We start from the raw sequence: 19,925 nt of genomic DNA, 5'->3' as shown, positions 1-19,925 counted from the left end.
GCTTCGCTGGAGTCATGACGAACCAGCACCCGCGGCCGACGCTCCGGCCACCGCTCCCGCCGGCCGAGCCGCCGCGGCCCGGCTTCCCGTGGATCGCAGCGCTCGCCCCGGTGCTGTCCTCGCTCGTCCTCTTCGCGCTGACGTCGTCGCCGTACACGCTCGCGCTCGCGGCACTCGGACCGGTGGTCGCGGTGGCGTCGTTCCTCGACGGCGCGCGGATCCGCCGGCGCACGGCCCGCCGCGAGACCGAGCGGTACCGGCGAGAGCTGAGCGATCACGGCGCGGCGACGGCGCGCGCACGGGTGGGGGAGCTCGCGGCGCTTCGGCGCGCGGCGCCGACGGCGCTGGACGTCCTCGAGCACGAGGTACCGGTCGACACGCGCTGGCGCCGGGCGGTGGCCGGGCTCGAGATCGTGCTCGGGCTCGCGGAGGAGCCGGACCGCGCGGACGGCGCTCCCGCCGCCGACCGTGCGCCGCTGCCGGTCGCGCTCGCCGCGGGGATCGGCGTCGTCGGGCCTCCGGTCCTCTCCCGAGCGGTCGCGCGGGGGCTGGTTATCCAGGTCGCCGAGCTCGTCCCGCCCGACCAGCTCCGGATCGAGCTGCCCGACACGGCCGCGTGGCGGTGCCTCAGCGCTCTGCCGCACGCACGTGCGGTCGGCGCGTTGCCGCGGCTCGCCGTGCTCGAGGCGGGCGGGCCGAGCGACGCCGACGCCGTCGTCGCCGTGGCCGGCACCGCCGCAGAGCTGCCGCAGCGCTGCCGCTGCATCGTGCAGACCGGCGGTGCGAGTGCCGCGAGCGTGGTCGGGCGAGCCGGACCGGGGGTGACGGAGCGGCTCGTCATCGATCCCGTCTCGGCGGAGCAGGCCCGGGGCTACGCGGAGTCGCTCGCGGCGACGGCGGGCTCCGGCCCCGGCGAGCTGCCGGCGACCGTCCGCCTCTCCGAGCTCGGCGGGCTCGTGCGCGGTGCGACCGATCGCGGGCTGGCGGTGCTGCTCGGGGCGACGGCGGACGGTCCCCTCGAGATCGATCTCGTCCGTGACGGTCCGCACGCCATCGTCGGCGGCACCACCGGGAGCGGGAAGAGCGAACTCCTCATCGCCTGGGTGGTGGCGCTGGCGGCCCGGCACGCTCCGTCCGCGGTGACGTTCCTGCTCGCGGACTTCAAGGGCGGCGCGGGCTTCGATGCGCTGCGACGCCTGCCGCACGTGGTCGGGGTGATCACCGATCTCGACCCCGAGGGGGCGCTCCGGGCCTTCGCCAGCATCGCGGCCGAGCTGCGCCGCCGCGAGGTCGTCCTCGCGGAGCACGGCGTGCCGGACGTCGCTCGGCTGCGCCCGGGTGTCCTGTCGCGGCTGGTCGTCGTCGTCGACGAGTGCGCGGTCGTGCTCGAGCGTGCGCCCGAGCTGCACCGCACCTTCGCCGACATCGCCGCGCGCGGTCGCTCGCTCGGCCTTCACCTGGTCCTCTGCACCCAGCGCCCGGTCGGCGTCGTCCGCGACGCGGTCGCCGCGAACTGCGGCCTCCGGATCGCCCTCCGCGTGCACGATGCGGCCGACTCGCGCGCGCTGATCGGTTCGGACGCCGCCTCCCGCATCCCGCACGGCGCCGCCGGGCGATGCGTCGTCTCGATCGGCGGGCGCGGGCGTCTGGTGCAGGCGGCCCTCGCCGGTGCGGCGGACATCGCGGCCGCCGTCGCCGCGGGGGAGAATGCGGACCCGGCGGCGGGCGGCGGCCTGGCGGACGGCGTGGCGGCCGTTGTCCCGCGGCACTCGATCGCCCCGGCGCACCGGCCCTGGCTCGACCCGCTCCCCGCCCGCATCCCCCTGCCGGAGCGCGGACCGGCGGAGGGGATCGCGCTCGGGCTGGTCGACCGGCCGGGGGTGCAGCGGCAGGACGTCGTCCGTCTCGAACGCCGCTCCCTCCTGGTCCTCGGTGCGGCGGGCTGCGGGCGCACCGAGGTGCTGCGCACGGTCGCGGCGCAGTGCGGCCGTCCCCGGATCCTCGGGCCGCTCGACCCGGAGGGCGCGTGGGACGTGGTGCTCGGCGAGGACGCGGTTGCGGAGCCGCTCCTGCTCGACGACGCGGACCTGCTGCTGCGGCGGTGCACCGACGACGAGCGCCGACGGCTGCTCGACGCCCTGCAGACCGCGCTCCGCTCCGGCGCGGCGCCGCTCGTCGTCACCGCGAGGCGTGTGACCGACGGCCTGGCCGCGCTCCGCGACTCCTTCGACGACGTCCTGCTCCTGCGCGCCGCCCATCGGCAGGAGCATCAGCTGCTCGCCCTGCACGGTGAGCCGTTCCACGCCGACTTGCCCCCGGGCGGAGGCTGGTGGCGCGGCGAGCGGATGCAGGTCTTCGCGGCGCCGCCGTCCCCTCCGGAGCGGCCGCGCATCGCGGTGCCGGTGGTCCCGATGGGCCGGGAGCCGTTCGTCGTCCTCACGGAGCGCGCTGCGAACCTGCGCCCGTCGCTCGAGGCCGCCGGCGTCCCGGTGCGCTCCGTCGCGGACGCGTCCGGTGGATCCCTGCCCCCGGGGGCCGCGGTCCTCGGCTCGGTCGGCGAGTGGTCGGCGGCCAGAGCGCTCCTCGCTCGGATGCGGACGACCGCTCCCGTCGTGATCGACGTGCCGGTCGCCGAGGCGCGGCTCGTCCTGGGCCCCCTGCCGCCGGCGCCGCGCTGCTCGGGGGATCGGGTCCTCGTGGCCGGGGACGGTCGTCTCCGCCGCGCGCGCTGGCCGACGGCGCACGCGACTCGACGGCAGGAATCCGTGGTCTGAACCGGCCTCGAGCGCGGATTTCGTGACGATCATGTTTCCAGATGAGCGATCTCGTCGGTTCCGCGTCGACAGACGTCGGAGCCCTGTGCCAGTATTTCCCCACGTTCACGCCGGTGGGCCCGAGCACCGACGCAGTCAGGAGCCGCAGCCATGACCCGTCCTCTCCCGAGGGACCCGCTTCTCCGCGAGGCGGTCGCCGTCGCCCGCTCCCGCGAGCGCGAGCGTCGCGCGATGCTCTCCCGGCGAGCCGTGCTCGGCGGGCTCGGACTCGGTGCCGGAGCGCTGGCGCTCGCCGCCTGCGCGCCGGTGTCGCGCGCCGCCCCGACCGCCGCCGTCGACGAGTCCGCGGCCGACCCCCGGCTGGTCTGGGACAACTGGCCCGCCTACCTCGACGAGGACGACGCCGGCGACTACCCGACGCTGATGGCGTTCGAGGAGCAGACCGGCATCTCCGTCACCTACAACGTGGCGGTCGACGACAACAACTCCTACTACGGCAAGGTGAAGGACCAGCTCGCCCTCGGCCAGTACATCGGGGCCGACACCGTCTGCCTCACCGAGTGGATGGTCTCGCGGCTCGCGCGCCGCGGCTACATCCAGGAGCTCGACCACGCCAACATCCCGAACATCGCGAACCTCACCCCCTCGCTCGCGAATCCGGACTTCGACCCGGGACGACACCGCTCGCTCCCGTTCCAGGCCGGCTTCGCCGGGATCTGCTGGAACAAGGAGAAGCTGCCGAACGGACTCGCCAGCGTGGACGACCTCTGGGATCCGGCGCTGCGCGGCCGGGTCGGCGTGCTCAGCGAGATGCGCGACACGATCGGGCTGATCATGCTCGCCCAGGGCACCGACATCGCCGGGGCCTGGGCCGACGATCAGTTCATGAACGCGATCGACGTCTTCCGCAAGCAGGTCGACGAGGGCCAGATCCGCAACATCAAGGGCAACGCCTATCTCAACGACCTGCAGAACGAGGACACCCTCGCGGCGATCTGCTGGTCGGGTGACATCACGCTGATCAACACCGAGGCGGGCGACAAGTGGGAGTTCGCCCTGCCCGACTCGGGCGGCACCCTCTGGAACGACACCTTCGTCGTGCCGATGGGCTCGCAGCGGAAGGCCAACGCCGAAGCGCTGATGAACTACTACTACGAGCCGGAGGTCGCCGCCGAGGTGGCCGCCTGGGTCAACTACATCACCCCCGTCGACGGAGCGAAGGACGCCATGGAGAGCATCGACCCGGAGCTGGCGGAGAACCAGCTGATCTTCCCCGACGAGGACACGCTCGCGCAGTCGCACATCTTCCGGACGCTCACCGCGGACGAGGAGAAGGACTACCAGGCCGAGTTCCAGAAAGTGCTGCTGGGCATCTGATGGCGATGGGAACCTTTGCCGAGCGCGGCGCCGACCTCGAGCTGGTCGGGATCAGCAAGCAGTACCCGGGCTTCACCGCCATCGACTCGCTCGATCTGACGATCCCCGCCGGTTCGTTCTTCGCCCTCCTCGGCCCCTCCGGCTGCGGGAAGACGACCACCCTGCGCCTCGTCGCGGGCCTCGAGGAGCCCAGCGCCGGCCGGATCCTGATCGGCGGTGCGGATGTGACGGCCACCAAGACGTTCCAGCGTCCGGTCAACACCGTCTTCCAGTCGTATGCGCTCTTCCCGCACATGTCGATCCTCGAGAACGTCGCTTTCGGCCTCAAGCGCCGCCGGATCGACGACCCGGTCGGCAAGGCGCACGAGGCGCTCCGGCTGGTCGAGCTCGACCATCTCGCCCAGCGCCGACCGGCTCAGCTCTCCGGCGGTCAGCAGCAGCGCGTCGCGCTGGCGCGGGCCCTCGTGAACCGGCCGGCCCTGCTCCTGCTCGACGAGCCCCTCGGCGCACTCGACCTTAAGCTCCGCCGGCAGATGCAGCTCGAGCTGAAGTCGATCCAGGAGGAGGTCGGGCTCACCTTCCTGCACGTCACCCACGACCAGGAGGAGGCCATGACCATGGCCGACACGGTGGCCGTGATGAACAAGGGCCGGATCGAGCAGATGGGTGCCCCCGAGGCCCTCTACGAGCTGCCGCGGACGGTCTTCGTCGCCAACTTCCTCGGTCAGTCGAACCTCTTCACCGGCGATGTCGTCGGCTCGAGCAGCACCGCCCTGACGGTCGAGGTCGGCGAGCACCGGATCGTCGTGCCGACCGCGCGCTCGGTCCGCCACTCCGGCGAGGTGACGATCGGCGTCCGCCCGGAGAAGCTCCTCCTGCTGACGGACGCCCCGGCGGAGAACCCGGACCGCAACGTGCTCGGCCCGGGCCGCGTCGTCGACGTCTCGTTCAGCGGGGTCAGCACGCAGTACACGATCGAGATCCCCGCGCTCGGCCCGATCGTCGTCTTCGCGCAGAACATGGTCTCCGGTCCGGTCGTGGGCGAGGGCGCGCAGGTCTGGGTCAGCTGGAGCATCGAGAACGGCTTCGGTCTCGCCGACGAGCCCGGGACCGTCCCGCGCTTCGCCGCCGACGACTCCACGCGCTCGATCGCGCTGCAGAAGCGCGGGATCCTTGCCGGCCGGGCCGGAGGGTCGTAGGCATGGCCTTCGCCGCCTTCGCCTCGGGCTCGACCGACACTCTCGATCCGCCGGTCCGCCGGCGCTCGACGATCGCCCTGGTGCTCCTGCTGCCGGGCATCGTCTACATGCTGCTGTTCTTCCTGACGCCGCTGATCTCGCTCGTCCTGACCTCCTTCCAGGCCGAGGTGCCGGACGGCGACATCGGCGAGTACATGCCCGGCTTCGTCTGGCAGAACTACCTCGTGGTGATGGCGGACTACTGGCCGCACGCTGTCCGCTCCTTCGGCTACGCCCTGATCGCCACGGTGCTCGCCCTGGCCGTCAGCTATCCGATCGCCTACTTCATCGGGGTGAAGGCGCGGCCGTGGCCGCTGCTGCAGAACCTGCTGCTGACGCTGGTGATCGCGCCGTTCTTCATCAGCTTCCTGCTGCGCACCCTGGCGTGGAAGCAGATCCTCGCCGACGAGAGCCCGCTGGTGCAGGCGCTGAAGACCGTGGCGATCCTGCCGGCGGACGGGCACCTCACCGGCACGCCGATCGCCGTCGTCTTCGGCATCACGTACAACTTCATCCCGTTCATGACACTGCCGCTCTACACGACGCTCGAGCGGCTGGACACGCGCCTGCTCGAGGCGGGCTCCGACCTCTACGCGCACCCGGCGGCCGTGTTCTGGAAGGTCACCGTCCCGCTCTCGATGCCGGGCATCGTCTCGGGCACGCTGCTCACCTTCATCCCGGCCGCGGGCGACTACATCAATGCGAGCCGCGACTTCCTCGGCTCCTCGCAGACCTCGATGGTCGGCAACGCGATCGAGGCGAACTTCCTCACCCTCGAGAACTATCCGGCGGCGGCCGCGCTGTCGATCGTGCTGATGGCCGTGATCCTGGTCATCGTCGGCTTCTACGTGAAGCGCAGTGGAACGGAGGACCTCCTGTGACCGCCACCGCCGACCGTCCCGTCGCGAGCGCCCAGGAGGCGCTCGGCGCTCCGCCGCCCGCGCCCGTGCGGGGTCCTCGCCGCTTCAAGGGGCTCGGCCTCGGCGTCTACACGGCCCTCGCGCTGCTCTTCCTGCTGATCCCGATCGGCTACACCTTCGTCTACTCCTTCAACGACTCGGGCAAGAGCAATCTCGCCTGGCGCGGCTTCACCTTCGACAAGTGGATCGCGGCCTGGACGAGCGAGGAGGTGATGACGGCGTTCGGCAACAGCCTGCTGGTCGGCGCCGTCGCGACCGTGCTGGCGACGGCGCTCGGCACCATGATCGCCATCGCGCTCGTGCGGTTCCGCTTCCGCTTCCGCTCCGCGATCAGCCTGCTGCTGTTCCTGCCGATGGCGACCCCCGAGGTGGTGCTCGGCGCGGGCCTCGCCGCCCAGTTCCTCGCGGTCGGCACCGAGAAGGGCCTGGTCACGATCATCCTCGCGCACACGATGTTCTGCATCAGCTTCGTCGTCGTGACGGTCAAGGCGCGGGTCGCGAGCCTCGACCCGCGGCTCGAGGAGGCGGGGCGCGATCTCTACGCCTCACCCGCCCAGGTCTTCTGGCGGATCACCTTCCCGCTGCTGCTGCCCGGCATCCTCGCCGCGGCGCTGCTCTCGTTCGCGCTGAGCTTCGACGACTTCATCATCACGAACTTCAACTCCGGCTCGGTGACGACGTTCCCGAAGTACATCTACATCGCGGCGGCGCGCGGCATCCCGGCGGAGGCGAACGTCATCGCCTCGGCGGTGTTCCTCCTGGCGATCGTGATCGTCGTCGTGACGCAGGTGGCCTCGGCGGCGCGGGCGAAGCGCCTGGCCCGGGCGCAGTAGCCGACCGGGCTCCGCGGCGAGCGGTCAGACGTAGGACGCGCGGATCGCGCCGACGGGCTGCCCGCCGCCGGTCACCACCGGGTTGAGCCGCACGAGCACCTCGTTCGCCGCGGCCCGGTCGACGGTCCCCGCCTCGACCAGCAGCTTCAGCGCGACGACCGTCGCCGCCCGCAGGCTGCCGTCGAGGATCTTCAGCGCGACCGTCGTGCCGTCCGGCGACGCCATCACCAGCACGCCCTCCGCGCCGAGCTTCGCCACCAGGCCGAGCCGCTCGATCACGACGGTGTTGTCGCGACCCGGCCCGTCCAGCGCCCACGCGTTCTCGAGGATCGCCTCGGTGAGCACGCCGGCCTGGCGGTAGAGCCCGAACGGGGACGCGGGGGAGGAGGAGACGATCCGCGAGATCCCCTTCGCCAGCGCCGTCAGCGGCAGGGCGTGCACGGGAGCGCCGCAGCCGTCGACGCCCGAGGCGAAGATGCGCTCGCCGGTCAGCCGCTCGATCGTGTCGACGATGTGCTGCTGCAGCGGATGCGAGCGCTCGAGGTAGTCGTCGGTGCTCCAGCCGTTCTGCACGCAGGCCAGCAGCATCGCCGCGTGCTTGCCCGAGCAGTTCATGTAGAGCGGATCGGCGCTCGCGCCTGCCCGCAGCAGCTTGGTGCGCGAGGCGGAGTCGGTCGGCCAGTCGGCCGGGCACTGCAGCGCCGTGTGATCCAGACCCGCGCGGAACAGCAGGTTCTGCACCAGGGCGACGTGCTGCGGGATCCCCGCGTGGCTCGCGGTGGCGATGACCGCCTCCGCCCCGCTCAGCTCGACGCCCGCCGTCATCACGGCCAGGGCCTGGAACGGCTTGAGGCAGGAGCGCGGGAAGACCGGCGCGGTCGGAGTGCCCAGGGTGCGGGCGACGCGGCCGTCGGAGTCGAGGAGCACGGCCGAACCGGCGTGGCGCGACTCGACGAAGCCGGAGCGCTCGACCACCGCCAGTTCGACGGACTCGGCGAGGGTGAAGGTACCTGCGGACATCCCCCCATCTTGCCCGACGGCCCGGCGCCTCCTGAGCGGAGGGGCCGGGCCGTCGACGGGGGGAGCGGGGCTCAGAGGCTCGCGAACGCCTCCTGGAGGACGGCGACGGCCTCGTCGAGCAGCTCGTCCGTGAGGGCGAGGCTCGGCAGGAAGCGCACCACGTTGCCGTAGGTGCCGGCACTCAGGACCAGCACGCCGTGCTTCGCCGCGTAGTCGATGATCGCGCCGACCGCGGCCGTGTTGGGCTGCTTGGTCGACTGCGCGGTGCCGGGCTCGACCAGCTCGATCGCCATCATCGCGCCGATGCCCCGGACGTCGCCGATGATCTCGTAGCGCTCCTGCAGCGAGCGGAGCGCGGCGCCGAGGCGCGCGCCGATCCGGTCGGCCTCGGCGAGGAGGCCGTCCTGCTCGATCCGCTCGAAGACGGCGACCGCTGCGGCCGCCGCGACCGGGTTGCCGCCGAAGGTGCCGCCGAGACCGCCGGCCTGCGCGGAGTCCATGATCTCGGCGCGGCCGGTGACGCCCGCGAGCGGCAGACCGCCGGCGATGCCCTTGGCCGAGAGCACCATGTCGGGGACGAGCCCGAAGTGCTCGCTGGCGAACCAGGCACCGGTGCGGGCCATGCCCGACTGGATCTCGTCCGCGACGAAGACGATGCCGTTCGCCGTGCACCACTCCTGCAGCGCGGGCAGGAAGCCCTGCGCCGGCACCATGAAGCCGCCCTCGCCCTGCACGGGCTCGACGACGAGGCAGGCGAGCGCCGAGGCGCCGACCGTCTTCTCGAGGTAGGCGATCGTGCGCTCGGCCGCCTCGGCGCCGGAGAGGCCGTCGTGGTACGGGTACGAGCTCGGGGCGCGGTGCACGTCGCTCGCGAACGGGCCGAAGCCGAGACCGTAGGGGAGCGCCTTGAAGTTCATCGCCATGGTGAGGTTGGTGCGGCCGTGGTACGCGTGGTCGAGCACCGCGACTCCGGGGCGACCGGTGTGCTTGCGGGCGATCTTGACCGCGTTCTCGACGGCCTCGGCGCCGGAGTTGACCAGCACCGTCTTCTTGGCGAAGTCGCCGGGGGTGTGCTCGGCGAGCAGTTCCGCCACACGGATGTACGGCTCGTACGGCGTGACGGTGAAGAGGGTGTGGGTGAGCTTCCCGAGCTGCGCGGTGGCGGCTGCGACGACGGCGTCGTCCGTGTGACCGATGGTCGTCACGCCGATGCCGGCGCCGAGGTCGATGAACTGGTTGCCGTCGACGTCGACCAGGATCGCACCGTGCGCGCGGTCGATGTAGACGGGCAGCGCGGTGCCGACTCCGGTGGGGACGACGGCCAGCCGGCGCTCGTGCAGGGCCCTGGATCGCGGCCCCGGGATCTCGGTCGCGACGCGACGCTCCTGGGGGACGGCCGACGTGGGAACCTGGGGGGCGAGCGTGTCTGTCATGGTCCCCCGAGTCTACCCGCGGGCCTCCGGCGGGCAGGGGTCCAGAGTGTCGATACCGGCCTGAACCAGGGCCGAGAAGGAGGGATCCGATGAAAGCCGAGCACGATTACGCGCTTTCCGTCGTCTGGGAGGGCAACCGCGGAAGCGGGACGAGCGGCTACCGCGAGTACGGGCGGCAGAACGTCGTGGTCGCCGAGGGGGTGCCGCCGATCCTCGGCTCGGCCGACAGGCCGTTCCGCGGAGATCCCGACCGCTGGAACCCGGAGCAGCTCCTGCTCGCCTCGCTCGCGCAGTGCCACCTGCTCTCGTTCCTGCACGTCGCCGTGAAGAACGGGATCGTCGTGACCGAGTACGTCGACGACGCCGTCGGGCGGATGGTGCACGAGGGTGAGGGCGGGCGCTTCGTCTCGGTGACCCTCCGGCCGCGGGTGCGGGTCGCGCACGAGTCGATGGTCGAGCCGGCGCAGTCGCTGCACGGCGAGGCCTCGCGGCTCTGCTTCATCGCGAACTCGGTGAGCTTCCCGGTCGGCCACGAGCCGCAGACCTCGGCCGCGGACGTCCGCTGACGGGGGCGGGCCTCGTCAGCGCCGCTCGTGCGGCAGGGCCCGCTTGATCCTCTCGACCGTCGTGACCGCCGGCGACTCGTTGTAGACGCCCGCCGCCTCCTGCCCGGACAGCCCGTGGATCGCGGCCATCACCTCGTCGGTCGCGTGCCGGCGTGCACGGCCCGAGTCGGCCGAGCCGTGCCGGGAGAGATCGAGTGGATCGCCGAAGCGCACGGTGATCCGGTGCAGGCGGGGGATCTTCGAGCCGACGGGCTGCAGCTCCTGCGTGCCGACGAGCCCGACCGGGACGACCGGCGCTCCGGTGGTGAGGGCGAGCCACGCCACACCGGTTCGGCCCCGGTAGAGGCGGCCGTCGCGCGAGCGGGTGCCCTCGGGGTAGACGGCGAACGCCTCGTCGCGCTCGAGGATCGCGCGCCCGAGGTCGAGCGCCTCCTGGGCGGCCTGGCCGGCTCCGCGCTCGACGGGCACCGCGCCCACCGCGGTGAAGAACGAGCGCGACGCGGCGCCGCGCGCGCCGGTGCCGGTGAAGTAGTCGGCCTTCGCGAGGAACTGCACCGGCCGGGGCGCCAGCAGTGTCAGGACGGGGGAGTCGATGAAGGACAGGTGGTTGCTCGCGAGGATGACGCGGCCGGTCCTCGGCACGTTGTCGCGGCCCTCGACGATCGGCCGGTAGATCATCCGGCCGAGGCGGCTCATCGTGAAGCGGGCCACGCGGGCGGAGGCGCCGATCCCCGGCGGCGTCGGCGGTGCGGGAGCGTCGTCGGTCGGCATTCGCCCGACGCTACCGGCGGGTGCATGCCGCTCGGGTCATGCCCCGCCGACCGCCCCGCCCGGTGCCGCGGCGAAGGACTGCGGGCCGCCCCTCGTCACGAGGAGCGGCCCGCAGGACGGCGCCGTCGGCGGCCGCTCAGCCGAAGGTGGCGAGCGCCTCCTCGATGACACCCGCGGCGTCGTCGATCAGCTCCTCGCTGATGACCACGCTGGGCATGATGCGCAGGACGCTGTCCCAGCTGCCGGCGTCGAGGGCGATGACGCCGTTCGTCGTGACGTGCTTCAGGACGGCGGAGAGCGCCTCCGGGTTCTGCTTCTTCGTACCGGGGTGGACCAGCTCGACGCCGAACATGGCACCCTTGCCGCGGACCTCGCCGACCACCGGGAAGCGCTCGGCCCAGTCGCCGATCCGGCTCCACAGGGCGCGCTCGACGCGCTGCGCCTCGGCGATCAGCCCCTCGGACTCGATGGCCTCGAACGTGGCGAGCGCCGCCGCGGTGGAGACGGGGTTGCCGCCGAAGGTGCCGCCGATGCCGCCGGGCTGCACGGCGTCCATGATCTCCGCGCGGCCGGTGACCGCGGCGAGCGGGAAGCCGCCGGCGATGCCCTTGGCGGAGGTGATCAGGTCCGGCACGACGCCGAAGTGCTCGATCGAGTACCACGCGCCGGTCCGGGCGATGCCGGCCTGGATCTCGTCCGCGACGAAGACGATGCCGTTCTCGGTGCAGAACTCGGAGAGGCGCTCGAAGTAGCCGGCCGCGGGGATGATGATGCCGCCGTCGCCCTGGATCGGCTCGACGAACAGCGCTGCCAGCTCCTCGGCGCCGATGTGGGTGCGGATGTAGTCGATCGAGCGCTCGGCCGCCTCCTCGCCCGTCATCCCCTCGGGGTCGCGGAACGGGTAGCTCATCGGGAGGCTGTAGATCTCGCCGGGGAACGGGCCCATGCCGGCGCGCTCCGGCCAGGGGCGGTAGGTCATCGCCATGGTCAGGTTGGTGCGGCCGTGGAAGGCGTGGTCGAGCGAGGCGATCGCGCGGCGGCCGGTGTGCTTGCGCGCGATCTTGACCGCGTTCTCGACCGCCTCGGCGCCGGAGTTCACGAGGATCGAGTGCTTCTCGAAGTCGCCGGGGGTGATCTCGGCGAGCTTCTCCGCGACACGCACGTAGTTCTCGTAGGGCGTGACGGTGAAGAGGGTGTGGGTCAGCTTCTCCGCCTGCGCGGCGGCCGCGGCCGCGACCGCGGGGTGCGCGTGGCCGATCGTGGTGACGCCGATGCCGCAGCCGAGGTCGATCAGGCGGTTGCCGTCGACGTCGACCAGGACGGCGCCCGAGGCGTGGTCCATGTAGATGTTCGCGAGCGTTCCGGCGCCGCGGGAGACGCTGGCGACGCGGCGCTCCTGCAGCGCGATCGAGCGGGGGCCGGGGAGCTCGGTGACGAGCGCGCGGGACTGGGGGACCGAGAATTCACGCATTCCTCCATGGTAGGCGGGGCGTCCGGGGAGGGGGCCGGGGACGCTCCGGGGCGGCGCGACCGGGTGGGCGCCGTGGAGGGACCGTTCAGCCGGGGCAGAGGCGCAGCCCGCAGGATGGAGCGATCCCCCCGACGTCGTCCCGCTCCCTGCCGGGCAGGAAAGGTGCACCCGTGCGCAGAACCCTCGCGATCCTCGCCGTCCTCGGCGCCTCCCTCGGCCTCGCGGCCTGCACGCCCGGCACCCCCGAGGCGACGCCGAGTGCGACCCCGACTCCGCTCTCCTGCATCTCCTCCGGGGACGCGTCCGACGCGGTCGACGCGGCGGGCGACTTCGGGACGAAGCCGGTCACCGTCTTCCCCACCCCGATCAGCGTCGACGCGACCGAGGGCACCACCGTCATCGAGGGCACCGGCGACACGGTCGCCGAGGGCGACACCGTGCTCGTCGACTACACCCTCTACAACGGCACGAGCGGCGCCGAGTTCTCGGCGAGCAGCTACGCCTCCGGGGGCCGCGCGGCCTTCGAGGTCGATACCGAGCAGTACCTGGCCGGCCTGGTGAAGGCGGTCAACTGCGCGACCGTGGGCTCCCGCGTGATCGCGGTCGTCCCGCCGTCCGACGCGTTCGGCGACGCCGGCAGCACCGACCTCGGGATCGCCGCGGACGACTCCATCGTGATGGTCATCGACGTCGAGGGCATCGTCCCCTCGGCCGCGACCGGCGAGCCGCAGGCCCCGGTCGACGGGCTGCCGACAGTGGCGCTCGCCGAGGACGGCGCCCCGACGGTGACGATCCCCGCGACCGACCCGCCGGCCGAGCTGCAGCTGGAGGTGCTCAAGAAGGGCGACGGGCAGACCGTGGCCGACGGCGACTCGCTGATCGTCCAGTACCAGGGCGTGGTCTGGGGGACGGGCGAGGTCTTCGACCAGAGCTGGGGCAAGGGCACGCCCGCGTCCTTCGGCACGGGCGACGTGATCGAGGGCTTCAAGGAGGCGGTGGTCGGCCAGACCGTCGGCTCGCAGGTGCTCGTGGTCATCCCGCCGGACAAGGGCTACGGCGAGGCCGGCAACACGAACGCGGGCATCAGCGGCACCGACACGCTGGTCTTCGTGGTCGACATCCTCGCGGTGAGCTGACCCGGCGCCGCCCGGACCGGGAGCCGCCGTGGCCGCCGTGCCAGGATGGGCGGATGCGCAGGGTCATCATCCTCGGCTCGACCGGGTCCATCGGCACGCAGGCCCTCGACGTCATCGGCGCGAACCGCGACCGCTTCGAGGTCGTCGGCCTGGGGGCCGGCTCCAACCGCGAGGTCGTCGCCCGGCAGGCGCGCGACTTCGGCGTCGAGCACACCGCCTTCGGCGCCGCGGAGGCCGAGCAGCTGATCCGCTCGGTCGACGCCGACGTGGTGCTCAACGGCATCACCGGCTCCGTCGGTCTCGGCCCGACGCTCGCGGCGCTCGAGGAAGGGCGCACGCTCGCCCTCGCCAACAAGGAGTCGCTGATCGTCGGCGGCGAGCTGGTCACCTCGGTGGCCGCTCCCGGGCAGATCGTGCCCGTCGACTCCGAGCACTCCGCCCTCGCGCAGGCGCTGCTGGCAGGGGAGCACCGCGAGGTGCGCCGGCTGGTGCTGACCGCCTCGGGCGGTCCGTTCCGCGGCCGCGGTCGCGACTCCCTCCGCGACGTCACCCCTGCCGAGGCGCTCGCGCACCCCACCTGGGACATGGGTCTCGTCGTCACCACGAACTCCTCCACGCTGGTGAACAAGGGCCTCGAGGTGATCGAGGCGCACCTGCTCTTCGACGTGCCCTACGACCGGATCGACGTGACCGTGCACCCGCAGTCGATCGTCCACTCGATGGTCGAGTTCGTCGACGGCTCCACGATCGCCCAGGCGTCGCCGCCCGACATGCGGCTGCCGATCTCGCTCGGTCTCGACTGGCCGCACCGCGTCGCCGGCGTCGGCGTGCCGCTGGACTGGACTCGCGCGCAGTCCTGGACGTTCGAGCCGCTCGACGAGGAGGCGTTCCCGTCCGTCCGCCTCGCGAAGAAGGTCGGAGTCGCGGGGGCGTCGTACCCCGCGGTCTTCAACGCTGCGAACGAGCAGGCCGTGCAGGCGTTCCACGCCGGGCGGATCGGCTACCTCGACATCCTCGCGACTGTCGAGGCGGTCGTCGACGCGCACACCGTCGAGGGCGCGCTGACCCGCGACTCGCTGGCCGAGGCGGAGTCCTGGGCGCGCCGCACGGCGGACGCGCGGATCGCCTCCGCCTGAGCCGCGCGGGCTGATCGGCGCTTCTTCGCGATCCTCCAGCGCCCCCACAGCCGTGGACACCGGGTCGCGCCTACAGTGACCGAGTGGAATCCGTGCTGCTCTTCGTCCTCGGCGTCGTCATCATCGCCGTGGGCGTCGCCCTGTCGATCGCGCTGCACGAGGTGGGCCACCTCGTTCCGGCGAAGCTCTTCGGCGTCAAGGTCACGCAGTACATGATCGGCTTCGGCCGCACGATCTTCTCCGTCCGCCGCGGCGAGACGGAGTACGGCGTCAAGGCGCTGCCCCTCGGCGGCTACATCGCGATGATCGGGATGTACCCGCCCAAGCACCCGGGCGACCGCGTCGGCGAGTCGAGCACGGGCTTCTTCAACGGGCTGAACGGCAACGAGTCGACGCCGGAGCCGGAGCCGCGCCGGGGCGGCTACGCGACCATGATCGACGAGGCCCGCGCCGCCAGCGCCGAGACGATCGGCGCCGGCGAGGACCACCGCGCCTTCTACCGGCTCGCGGTCTGGAAGCGCGTCATCGTGATGTTCGGCGGCCCGTTCATGAACCTCGTCATCGCCACCGTCCTCTTCGCGGTGCTGCTCTGCGGCATCGGCGTCGCGCAGAACACCTCCACCATCTCGACCGTCTCGCAGTGCGTCGTCCCCGCGAGCGACACGACCACCGAGAGCTGCTCCGCCGACGACCCGCTCGCGCCCGGCGCCGCGGCCGGCATCCTGCCCGGCGACACGATCACCGCGATCGACGGCACGCCCGTCTCCTCCTGGAACGACCTCACCCCGATCATCCGCGCCTCCGCGGGCGTGCCGCTCAGCGTCGCCGTCGACCGCGACGGCCAGCCGCTCACGCTGACGATCACCCCCGCCGAGAACGAGGTGGCCGTGACGGACGCGGCCGGCAACGCGGTCCTCGACTCCTCCGGCGCCGTGGAGACGCAGACCGTCGGCTTCATCGGCATCTCGCCCACCCAGGCGCTCGTGCAGCAGCCGATCACCGCCGTCCCCGAGACCGTCGGACAGAACGTCGCGAGCGTCGCCCACGTGATCCTCAATCTGCCGCAGCGTCTGATCGACGTCGCGCAGGCGGCATTCGGCACCGAGGCGCGAGACGCCAACGGCCCGATCAGCGTCGTCGGCGTCGGCCGCATCGCCGGCGAGATCGCCGCCTCCGACCAGCTGCCCATCGTCTCGAAGGTGCAGACGATGGTCGGCGTCCTCGCCTCCCTCAACGTCGCCCTCTTCGTCTTCAACCTCGTCCCCCTCCTCCCCATGGACGGCGGCCACATCGCCGGCGCCCTCTGGGAGGGCCTGCGCCGCCGCATCGCCAAGCTCTTCGGCCGCCGCGACCCCGGCCCCGTCGACATCGCCAAGCTCCTGCCGCTCACCTACGCGGTCGTGCTGCTCCTCGGCGGAATGAGTGCGCTGCTGATCTACGCCGACATCGTGAAGCCGATCCAGCTGTTCTGAGTTGTCTTGCACGCCGGTCCCTGCCCGGCGTGCCGCGGTCGGCTTCGCGACGGGTGGCGTGGGGAGGAGCGTGTTGCGGTCGGCTGGCGCGAATCGCTGGCACGCGATTCGCGCGTTCGCCTTCGAGGGAGCGCCGGTCCCTGCCCGGCGTGCCGCGGTCGGCTTCTCGACGGGTGGCGTGGGGAGGAGCGTGTTGCGTTCGGCTGGCGCGAATCGCTGGCACGCGATTCGCGCGTTCGCCTTCGAGGGAGCGCCGGTCCCTGCCCGGCGTGCCGCGGTCGGCTTCTCGACGGGTGGCGCTGGGAGGAGCGTGTTGCGTTCGGCTGGCGCGAATCGCTGGCACGCGATTCGCGCGTTCGCCTTCCAGGCGGTGCCGGCCGCTGCTCGGCGCCGGGCGGTCGGCTTTGCAGCGGGTGTGGGGGGAGCGCGTCGCGGTCGGCTGACGCGAAACAGAGGTCCGCGTTCGGGGTTGGGGCGCCTGTTCGGGTTCGGGGTGCCATGTGCAGGAGATGGCGGGGCGGTGGCGGCTGTTCTCGCCCGGGGGAGCGTGATCCGCGCGGGATCGCCGGCGGATCGGACGGTGGCGCAGTGTCGGTGCCGCGGGGCGAGCGGCACGGGCGGCGCAGATCGGCGGGACCTGGGAACCGGGGGAGCGGCGGCGTCCGGCCGTGCGGCGCGCGTACCATGGGGCTCGTGCCTGCTGTGAATCTGGGTTTGCCCAAGGTCCCCGTGACCCTCGCCCCCCGCCGGAAGACCCGACAGATCAAGGTCGGGAAGGTGCTCGTCGGCGGTGACGCCCCGGTGAGCGTGCAGTCCATGTGCACCACGCCGACCACCAACATCAACGCGACGCTCCAGCAGATCGCCGAGCTGACCGCCTCCGGCTGCGACATCGTGCGCGTCGCCGTGCCGAGCCGCGACGACGCGGAGGCGCTGCCGATCATCGCGAAGAAGAGCCAGATCCCGGTCATCGCGGACATCCACTTCCAGCCGAACTACGTCTACGCGGCGATCGACGCGGGCTGCGCGGCCGTCCGGGTGAACCCGGGCAACATCCGCAAGTTCGACGATCAGGTCGGCAAGATCGCCGCCGCCGCGAAGGCCGCCGGCGTCTCGATCCGCATCGGCGTCAACGCCGGCTCGCTCGAGCCGACCCTGCTGCAGAAGTACGGCAAGGCCACCCCCGAGGCGCTCGTCGAGAGCGCCGTCTGGGAGGCGAGCCTCTTCGAGGAGCACGACTTCCACGACTTCAAGATCTCGGTCAAGCACAACGACCCGGTGATCATGGTCCAGGCCTACCGGCTGCTGGCCGAGCGCGGCGACTGGCCGCTGCACCTCGGCGTCACCGAGGCGGGGCCGGAGTTCCAGGGCACCATCAAGTCGGCGACGGCGTTCGGCATCCTGCTCGGCGAGGGCATCGGCGACACCATCCGCGTCTCGCTCTCCGCTCCGCCCGCGCAGGAGGTCAAGGTCGGCCTGCAGATCCTGCAGTCGCTCAACCTCCGCGAGCGCAAGCTCGAGATCGTCTCCTGCCCGAGCTGCGGTCGCGCGCAGGTCGACGTCTACACGCTCGCCAACGACGTCACCGCCGGCCTCGAGGGCATGAGCGTCCCGCTGCGCGTCGCCGTGATGGGCTGCGTCGTCAACGGACCGGGCGAGGCCCGCGAGGCCGACCTCGGCGTCGCCTCCGGCAACGGCAAGGGCCAGATCTTCGTCAAGGGCGAGGTCATCAAGACCGTCCCCGAGTCCGAGATCGTCAAGACGCTGATCGAGGAGGCCAACCGCCTGGCCGCCGAGATGCCCGCCGACGACACCTCGACCGGCTCCCCGGTGGTCGTCGTCTCGAAGTGACGGCGGGCGGCGGACCGGCACACGACCGGTCCGCCGCCACCCCGTCCGGCGCGGGACACCCCGCTGCGGACTCCGGATAGGATCGTCCCTCGTGGTCACCCGTCTCTCGCATCTGTTCGTCCGCACCCTCCGAGAGGATCCGGCCGACGCCGAGGTCGCGAGCCACCGCCTCCTCGTCCGCGCCGGCTACATCCGGCGCCAGGCACCCGGCGTCTTCGCCTGGCTGCCGCTGGGACTTCGGGTGAAGCGCCGCATCGAGGCGATCATCCACGCCGAGATGGAGGCCGCCGGCGCGCAGGAGGTCCACTTCCCCGCGCTGCTGCCCCGCGAGCCCTACGAGCTCTCCGGCCGCTGGACCGAGTACGGCGACGGCGTCTTCCGCCTCAAGGACCGCAAGGACGCGGACTACATGCTGGCGCCGACGCACGAGGAGTTCTTCACCCTCCTCGTCAAGGACCTCTACTCCTCCTACAAGGACCTGCCCCTGTCGATCTACCAGATCCAGGACAAGTACCGCGACGAGGCGCGCCCCCGCGCCGGACTCCTGCGCGGCCGCGAGTTCACGATGAAGGACGCCTACTCCTTCGACTACACCGACGCGGGTCTCGACGCGAGCTACCAGCTGCAGCGGGACGCCTACGAGCGGATCTTCCGGCGCTTCGGCCTCGAGTACGTCATCGTGCAGGCCGACGCCGGCGCGATGGGCGGCTCGCGCAGCGAGGAGTTCCTGCACCCGACCCCGGTCGGCGAGGACACCTTCGTGCGCTCGGCCGGCGGCTACGCGGCCAACGTCGAGGCGTACCGCACGCCCGTCCCGGACGCTCTGCCCCTCGAGGGGCTCGCCGAGGCGCGGGTCTTCGACTCGCCCGGCACCCCGACCATCCAGACCCTCGTCGACCTCGCCAACGCCCAGGAGCCGCGCGCCGACGGCCGCGCCTGGACCGCCGGCGACACGCTGAAGAACGTCGTCCTCGCGCTCACCGCGCTCGACGGCACCCGCGAGCTCGTCGTCGTCGGCCTGCCCGGCGACCGCGACGTCGACCTCAAGCGCGCCGAGGTCGCCTTCGCACCCGCCGAGGTCGAGGCGGCGACGGAAGAGGACTTCGCGAAGCACCCGGCGCTGGTCAAGGGCTACATCGGCCCGTGGTCGGCCGAGGGCGCCGTCCTGGGGGAGGAGTCGGCGAGTGGCATCCGCTTCCTGCTCGACCCCCGCGTCGTCGAGGGCACCGCGTGGATCACCGGCGCCAACATCGCCGGGAAGCACGTGCTCGACCTCGTCGCCGGCCGCGACTTCGCCGGCGACGGCGTCGTCGAGGTGGCGGACGTCCGCACCGGCGACCCCGCGCCCGACGGCTCCGGCCCGATCGAGACCGCTCGCGGCATGGAGATCGGCCACGTCTTCCAGCTGGGCCGCAAGTACGCGGACGTGCTCGGCCTCAAGGTGCTCGACGAGAACGGCAAGCTCGTCACCGTCACCATGGGCTCCTACGGCATCGGCGTCACCCGGATCCTCGCGATCATCGCCGAGAGCAACCACGACGACCGCGGGCTGATCTGGCCCGAGAACGTCGCGCCGTTCGACGTCCACCTGATCGCGACCGGCAAGGACCCGGCGGCCCTCGCGCTCGCGGAGTCCGTGGGCGCCTCGCTCGAGGCCGCGGGCCGCGACGTGCTGATCGACGACCGGCCCAAGGTCTCGCCGGGCGTGAAGTTCGGCGATGCCGAGCTGATGGGCGTGCCGCTCATCGTGATCGCCGGCCGCAGCGCCGCCGAGGGCATCGTCGAGCTGTGGGACCGCCGGACCGGTGAGCGCGAGCAGCTGCCCGCCGCGGAGGCGCTCGCCCGGCTCGCCTGAGCGCCGCCGCCGGTCCGCCCCCAGCGCGGTCGGTTATGCTCAATGGTCCCGACGCGCGGGCCCGGCTCCGGC

The 19,925-nt window shown here is 72.4% G+C and carries 15 protein-coding genes; 11 read left to right on the top strand and 4 right to left on the bottom strand.

The features are described 5' to 3' along the window. Window positions 1-14 precede the first annotated feature (14 nt). The 5 genes from GSU72_RS12555 to GSU72_RS12535 all read left to right on the top strand — a co-directional run bounded on the left by GSU72_RS12555 (window position 15) and on the right by GSU72_RS12535 (window position 7,142). Window positions 15-2,774, top strand: a complete 2,760-nt coding sequence (locus GSU72_RS12555) for an FtsK/SpoIIIE domain-containing protein (RefSeq protein ID WP_159985373.1) — start codon at window positions 15-17, stop codon at window positions 2,772-2,774. Between the two features lie 150 nt (window positions 2,775-2,924). Then, window positions 2,925-4,151 (top strand): spermidine/putrescine ABC transporter substrate-binding protein, encoded by a 1,227-nt coding sequence (locus GSU72_RS12550; RefSeq protein ID WP_159985372.1) that lies wholly within the window; start codon window positions 2,925-2,927, stop codon window positions 4,149-4,151. Continuing rightward, complete coding sequence (locus GSU72_RS12545) at window positions 4,151-5,350, top strand: ABC transporter ATP-binding protein (RefSeq protein WP_159985371.1); 1,200 nt, start codon at window positions 4,151-4,153, stop codon at window positions 5,348-5,350. The genes GSU72_RS12550 and GSU72_RS12545 overlap by 1 nt, the downstream gene beginning before the upstream one ends. Before the next feature lie 2 nt (window positions 5,351-5,352). Further along, window positions 5,353-6,270: an ABC transporter permease gene (locus GSU72_RS12540; RefSeq protein ID WP_159985370.1), complete on the top strand. Its 918-nt coding sequence runs from the start codon at window positions 5,353-5,355 to the stop codon at window positions 6,268-6,270. Between the two features lie 65 nt (window positions 6,271-6,335). Continuing rightward, the gene (locus tag GSU72_RS12535) at window positions 6,336-7,142 is read left to right on the top strand and encodes an ABC transporter permease (RefSeq protein ID WP_244256122.1); all 807 of its coding nucleotides are present in this window, start codon (window positions 6,336-6,338) and stop codon (window positions 7,140-7,142) included. 24 nt (window positions 7,143-7,166) lie between these two features. On the opposite strand, the gene GSU72_RS12530 is transcribed toward GSU72_RS12535, so the two are convergent. Continuing rightward, window positions 7,167-8,162, bottom strand: coding sequence for an asparaginase (locus tag GSU72_RS12530; protein ID WP_159985369.1), 996 nt, complete (start codon window positions 8,160-8,162; stop codon window positions 7,167-7,169). Window positions 8,163-8,233: 71 nt separating this feature from the next. Further along, window positions 8,234-9,595, bottom strand: coding sequence for a 4-aminobutyrate--2-oxoglutarate transaminase (gene gabT, locus GSU72_RS12525; RefSeq protein ID WP_159985368.1), 1,362 nt, complete (start codon window positions 9,593-9,595; stop codon window positions 8,234-8,236). Between the two features lie 89 nt (window positions 9,596-9,684). Between gabT and GSU72_RS12520 the strand changes: the two genes are divergently transcribed. Continuing rightward, window positions 9,685-10,161 (top strand): OsmC family protein, encoded by a 477-nt coding sequence (locus tag GSU72_RS12520; protein ID WP_159985367.1) that lies wholly within the window; start codon window positions 9,685-9,687, stop codon window positions 10,159-10,161. A 15-nt stretch (window positions 10,162-10,176) separates the two neighbouring features. Here GSU72_RS12520 and GSU72_RS12515 read toward each other — a convergent pair whose 3' ends face one another. Together GSU72_RS12515 and GSU72_RS12510 are read right to left on the bottom strand one after the other, a co-directional pair. Continuing rightward, on the bottom strand, window positions 10,177-10,857 hold the full coding sequence (locus GSU72_RS12515) for a lysophospholipid acyltransferase family protein (protein WP_244256121.1): 681 nt from the start codon (window positions 10,855-10,857) through the stop codon (window positions 10,177-10,179). 211 nt (window positions 10,858-11,068) lie between these two features. After that, window positions 11,069-12,403 carry an aminotransferase class III-fold pyridoxal phosphate-dependent enzyme gene (locus tag GSU72_RS12510; RefSeq protein WP_159985365.1) on the bottom strand — a complete coding sequence of 445 codons (1,335 nt, stop codon included), beginning with the start codon at window positions 12,401-12,403 and terminating at the stop codon, window positions 11,069-11,071. 170 nt (window positions 12,404-12,573) lie between these two features. On the opposite strand from GSU72_RS12510, the gene GSU72_RS12505 reads away from it, so the two are divergent. From GSU72_RS12505 to GSU72_RS12485, 5 genes are all read left to right on the top strand, one after another. Continuing rightward, window positions 12,574-13,539, top strand: a complete 966-nt coding sequence (locus tag GSU72_RS12505; RefSeq protein ID WP_159985364.1) for an FKBP-type peptidyl-prolyl cis-trans isomerase — start codon at window positions 12,574-12,576, stop codon at window positions 13,537-13,539. A gap of 53 nt (window positions 13,540-13,592) precedes the next feature. Beyond that, complete coding sequence (locus GSU72_RS12500) at window positions 13,593-14,675, top strand: 1-deoxy-D-xylulose-5-phosphate reductoisomerase (RefSeq protein WP_159985363.1); 1,083 nt, start codon at window positions 13,593-13,595, stop codon at window positions 14,673-14,675. A gap of 83 nt (window positions 14,676-14,758) precedes the next feature. Then, window positions 14,759-16,147: a site-2 protease family protein gene (locus GSU72_RS12495; protein WP_167306109.1), complete on the top strand. Its 1,389-nt coding sequence runs from the start codon at window positions 14,759-14,761 to the stop codon at window positions 16,145-16,147. A 693-nt stretch (window positions 16,148-16,840) separates the two neighbouring features. Then, window positions 16,841-17,998: a flavodoxin-dependent (E)-4-hydroxy-3-methylbut-2-enyl-diphosphate synthase gene (ispG, locus tag GSU72_RS12490; protein ID WP_159985362.1), complete on the top strand. Its 1,158-nt coding sequence runs from the start codon at window positions 16,841-16,843 to the stop codon at window positions 17,996-17,998. 91 nt (window positions 17,999-18,089) lie between these two features. Then, entirely contained in the window at window positions 18,090-19,853 is a 1,764-nt protein-coding gene (locus GSU72_RS12485; protein ID WP_159985361.1) for a proline--tRNA ligase, read from the top strand. Window positions 19,854-19,925 lie beyond the last annotated feature (72 nt).

The organism is Rathayibacter sp. VKM Ac-2760 (assembly GCF_009834185.1).
In the GTDB taxonomy this organism is placed as follows: Bacteria; Actinomycetota; Actinomycetes; order Actinomycetales; family Microbacteriaceae; genus Rathayibacter.
This window is presented reverse-complemented; position numbering and strand designations above follow the sequence as displayed.

What these genes read in the sequence shown, in the direction of transcription:
- GSU72_RS12515 (WP_244256121.1), bottom strand. Translation starts at nt 10,857, where the DNA reads ATGAGCCGCCTCGGCCGGATGATCTACCGGCCGATCGTCGAGGGCCGC.
- GSU72_RS12510 (WP_159985365.1), bottom strand. Translation starts at nt 12,403, where the DNA reads ATGCGTGAATTCTCGGTCCCCCAGTCCCGCGCGCTCGTCACCGAGCTC.
- GSU72_RS12545 (WP_159985371.1), top strand. Translation starts at nt 4,151, where the DNA reads ATGGCGATGGGAACCTTTGCCGAGCGCGGCGCCGACCTCGAGCTGGTC.
- GSU72_RS12530 (WP_159985369.1), bottom strand. Translation starts at nt 8,162, where the DNA reads ATGTCCGCAGGTACCTTCACCCTCGCCGAGTCCGTCGAACTGGCGGTG.
- GSU72_RS12550 (WP_159985372.1), top strand. Translation starts at nt 2,925, where the DNA reads ATGACCCGTCCTCTCCCGAGGGACCCGCTTCTCCGCGAGGCGGTCGCC.
- GSU72_RS12555 (WP_159985373.1), top strand. Translation starts at nt 15, where the DNA reads ATGACGAACCAGCACCCGCGGCCGACGCTCCGGCCACCGCTCCCGCCG.
- GSU72_RS12520 (WP_159985367.1), top strand. Translation starts at nt 9,685, where the DNA reads ATGAAAGCCGAGCACGATTACGCGCTTTCCGTCGTCTGGGAGGGCAAC.
- gabT (WP_159985368.1), bottom strand. Translation starts at nt 9,595, where the DNA reads ATGACAGACACGCTCGCCCCCCAGGTTCCCACGTCGGCCGTCCCCCAG.
- GSU72_RS12500 (WP_159985363.1), top strand. Translation starts at nt 13,593, where the DNA reads ATGCGCAGGGTCATCATCCTCGGCTCGACCGGGTCCATCGGCACGCAG.
- GSU72_RS12540 (WP_159985370.1), top strand. Translation starts at nt 5,353, where the DNA reads ATGGCCTTCGCCGCCTTCGCCTCGGGCTCGACCGACACTCTCGATCCG.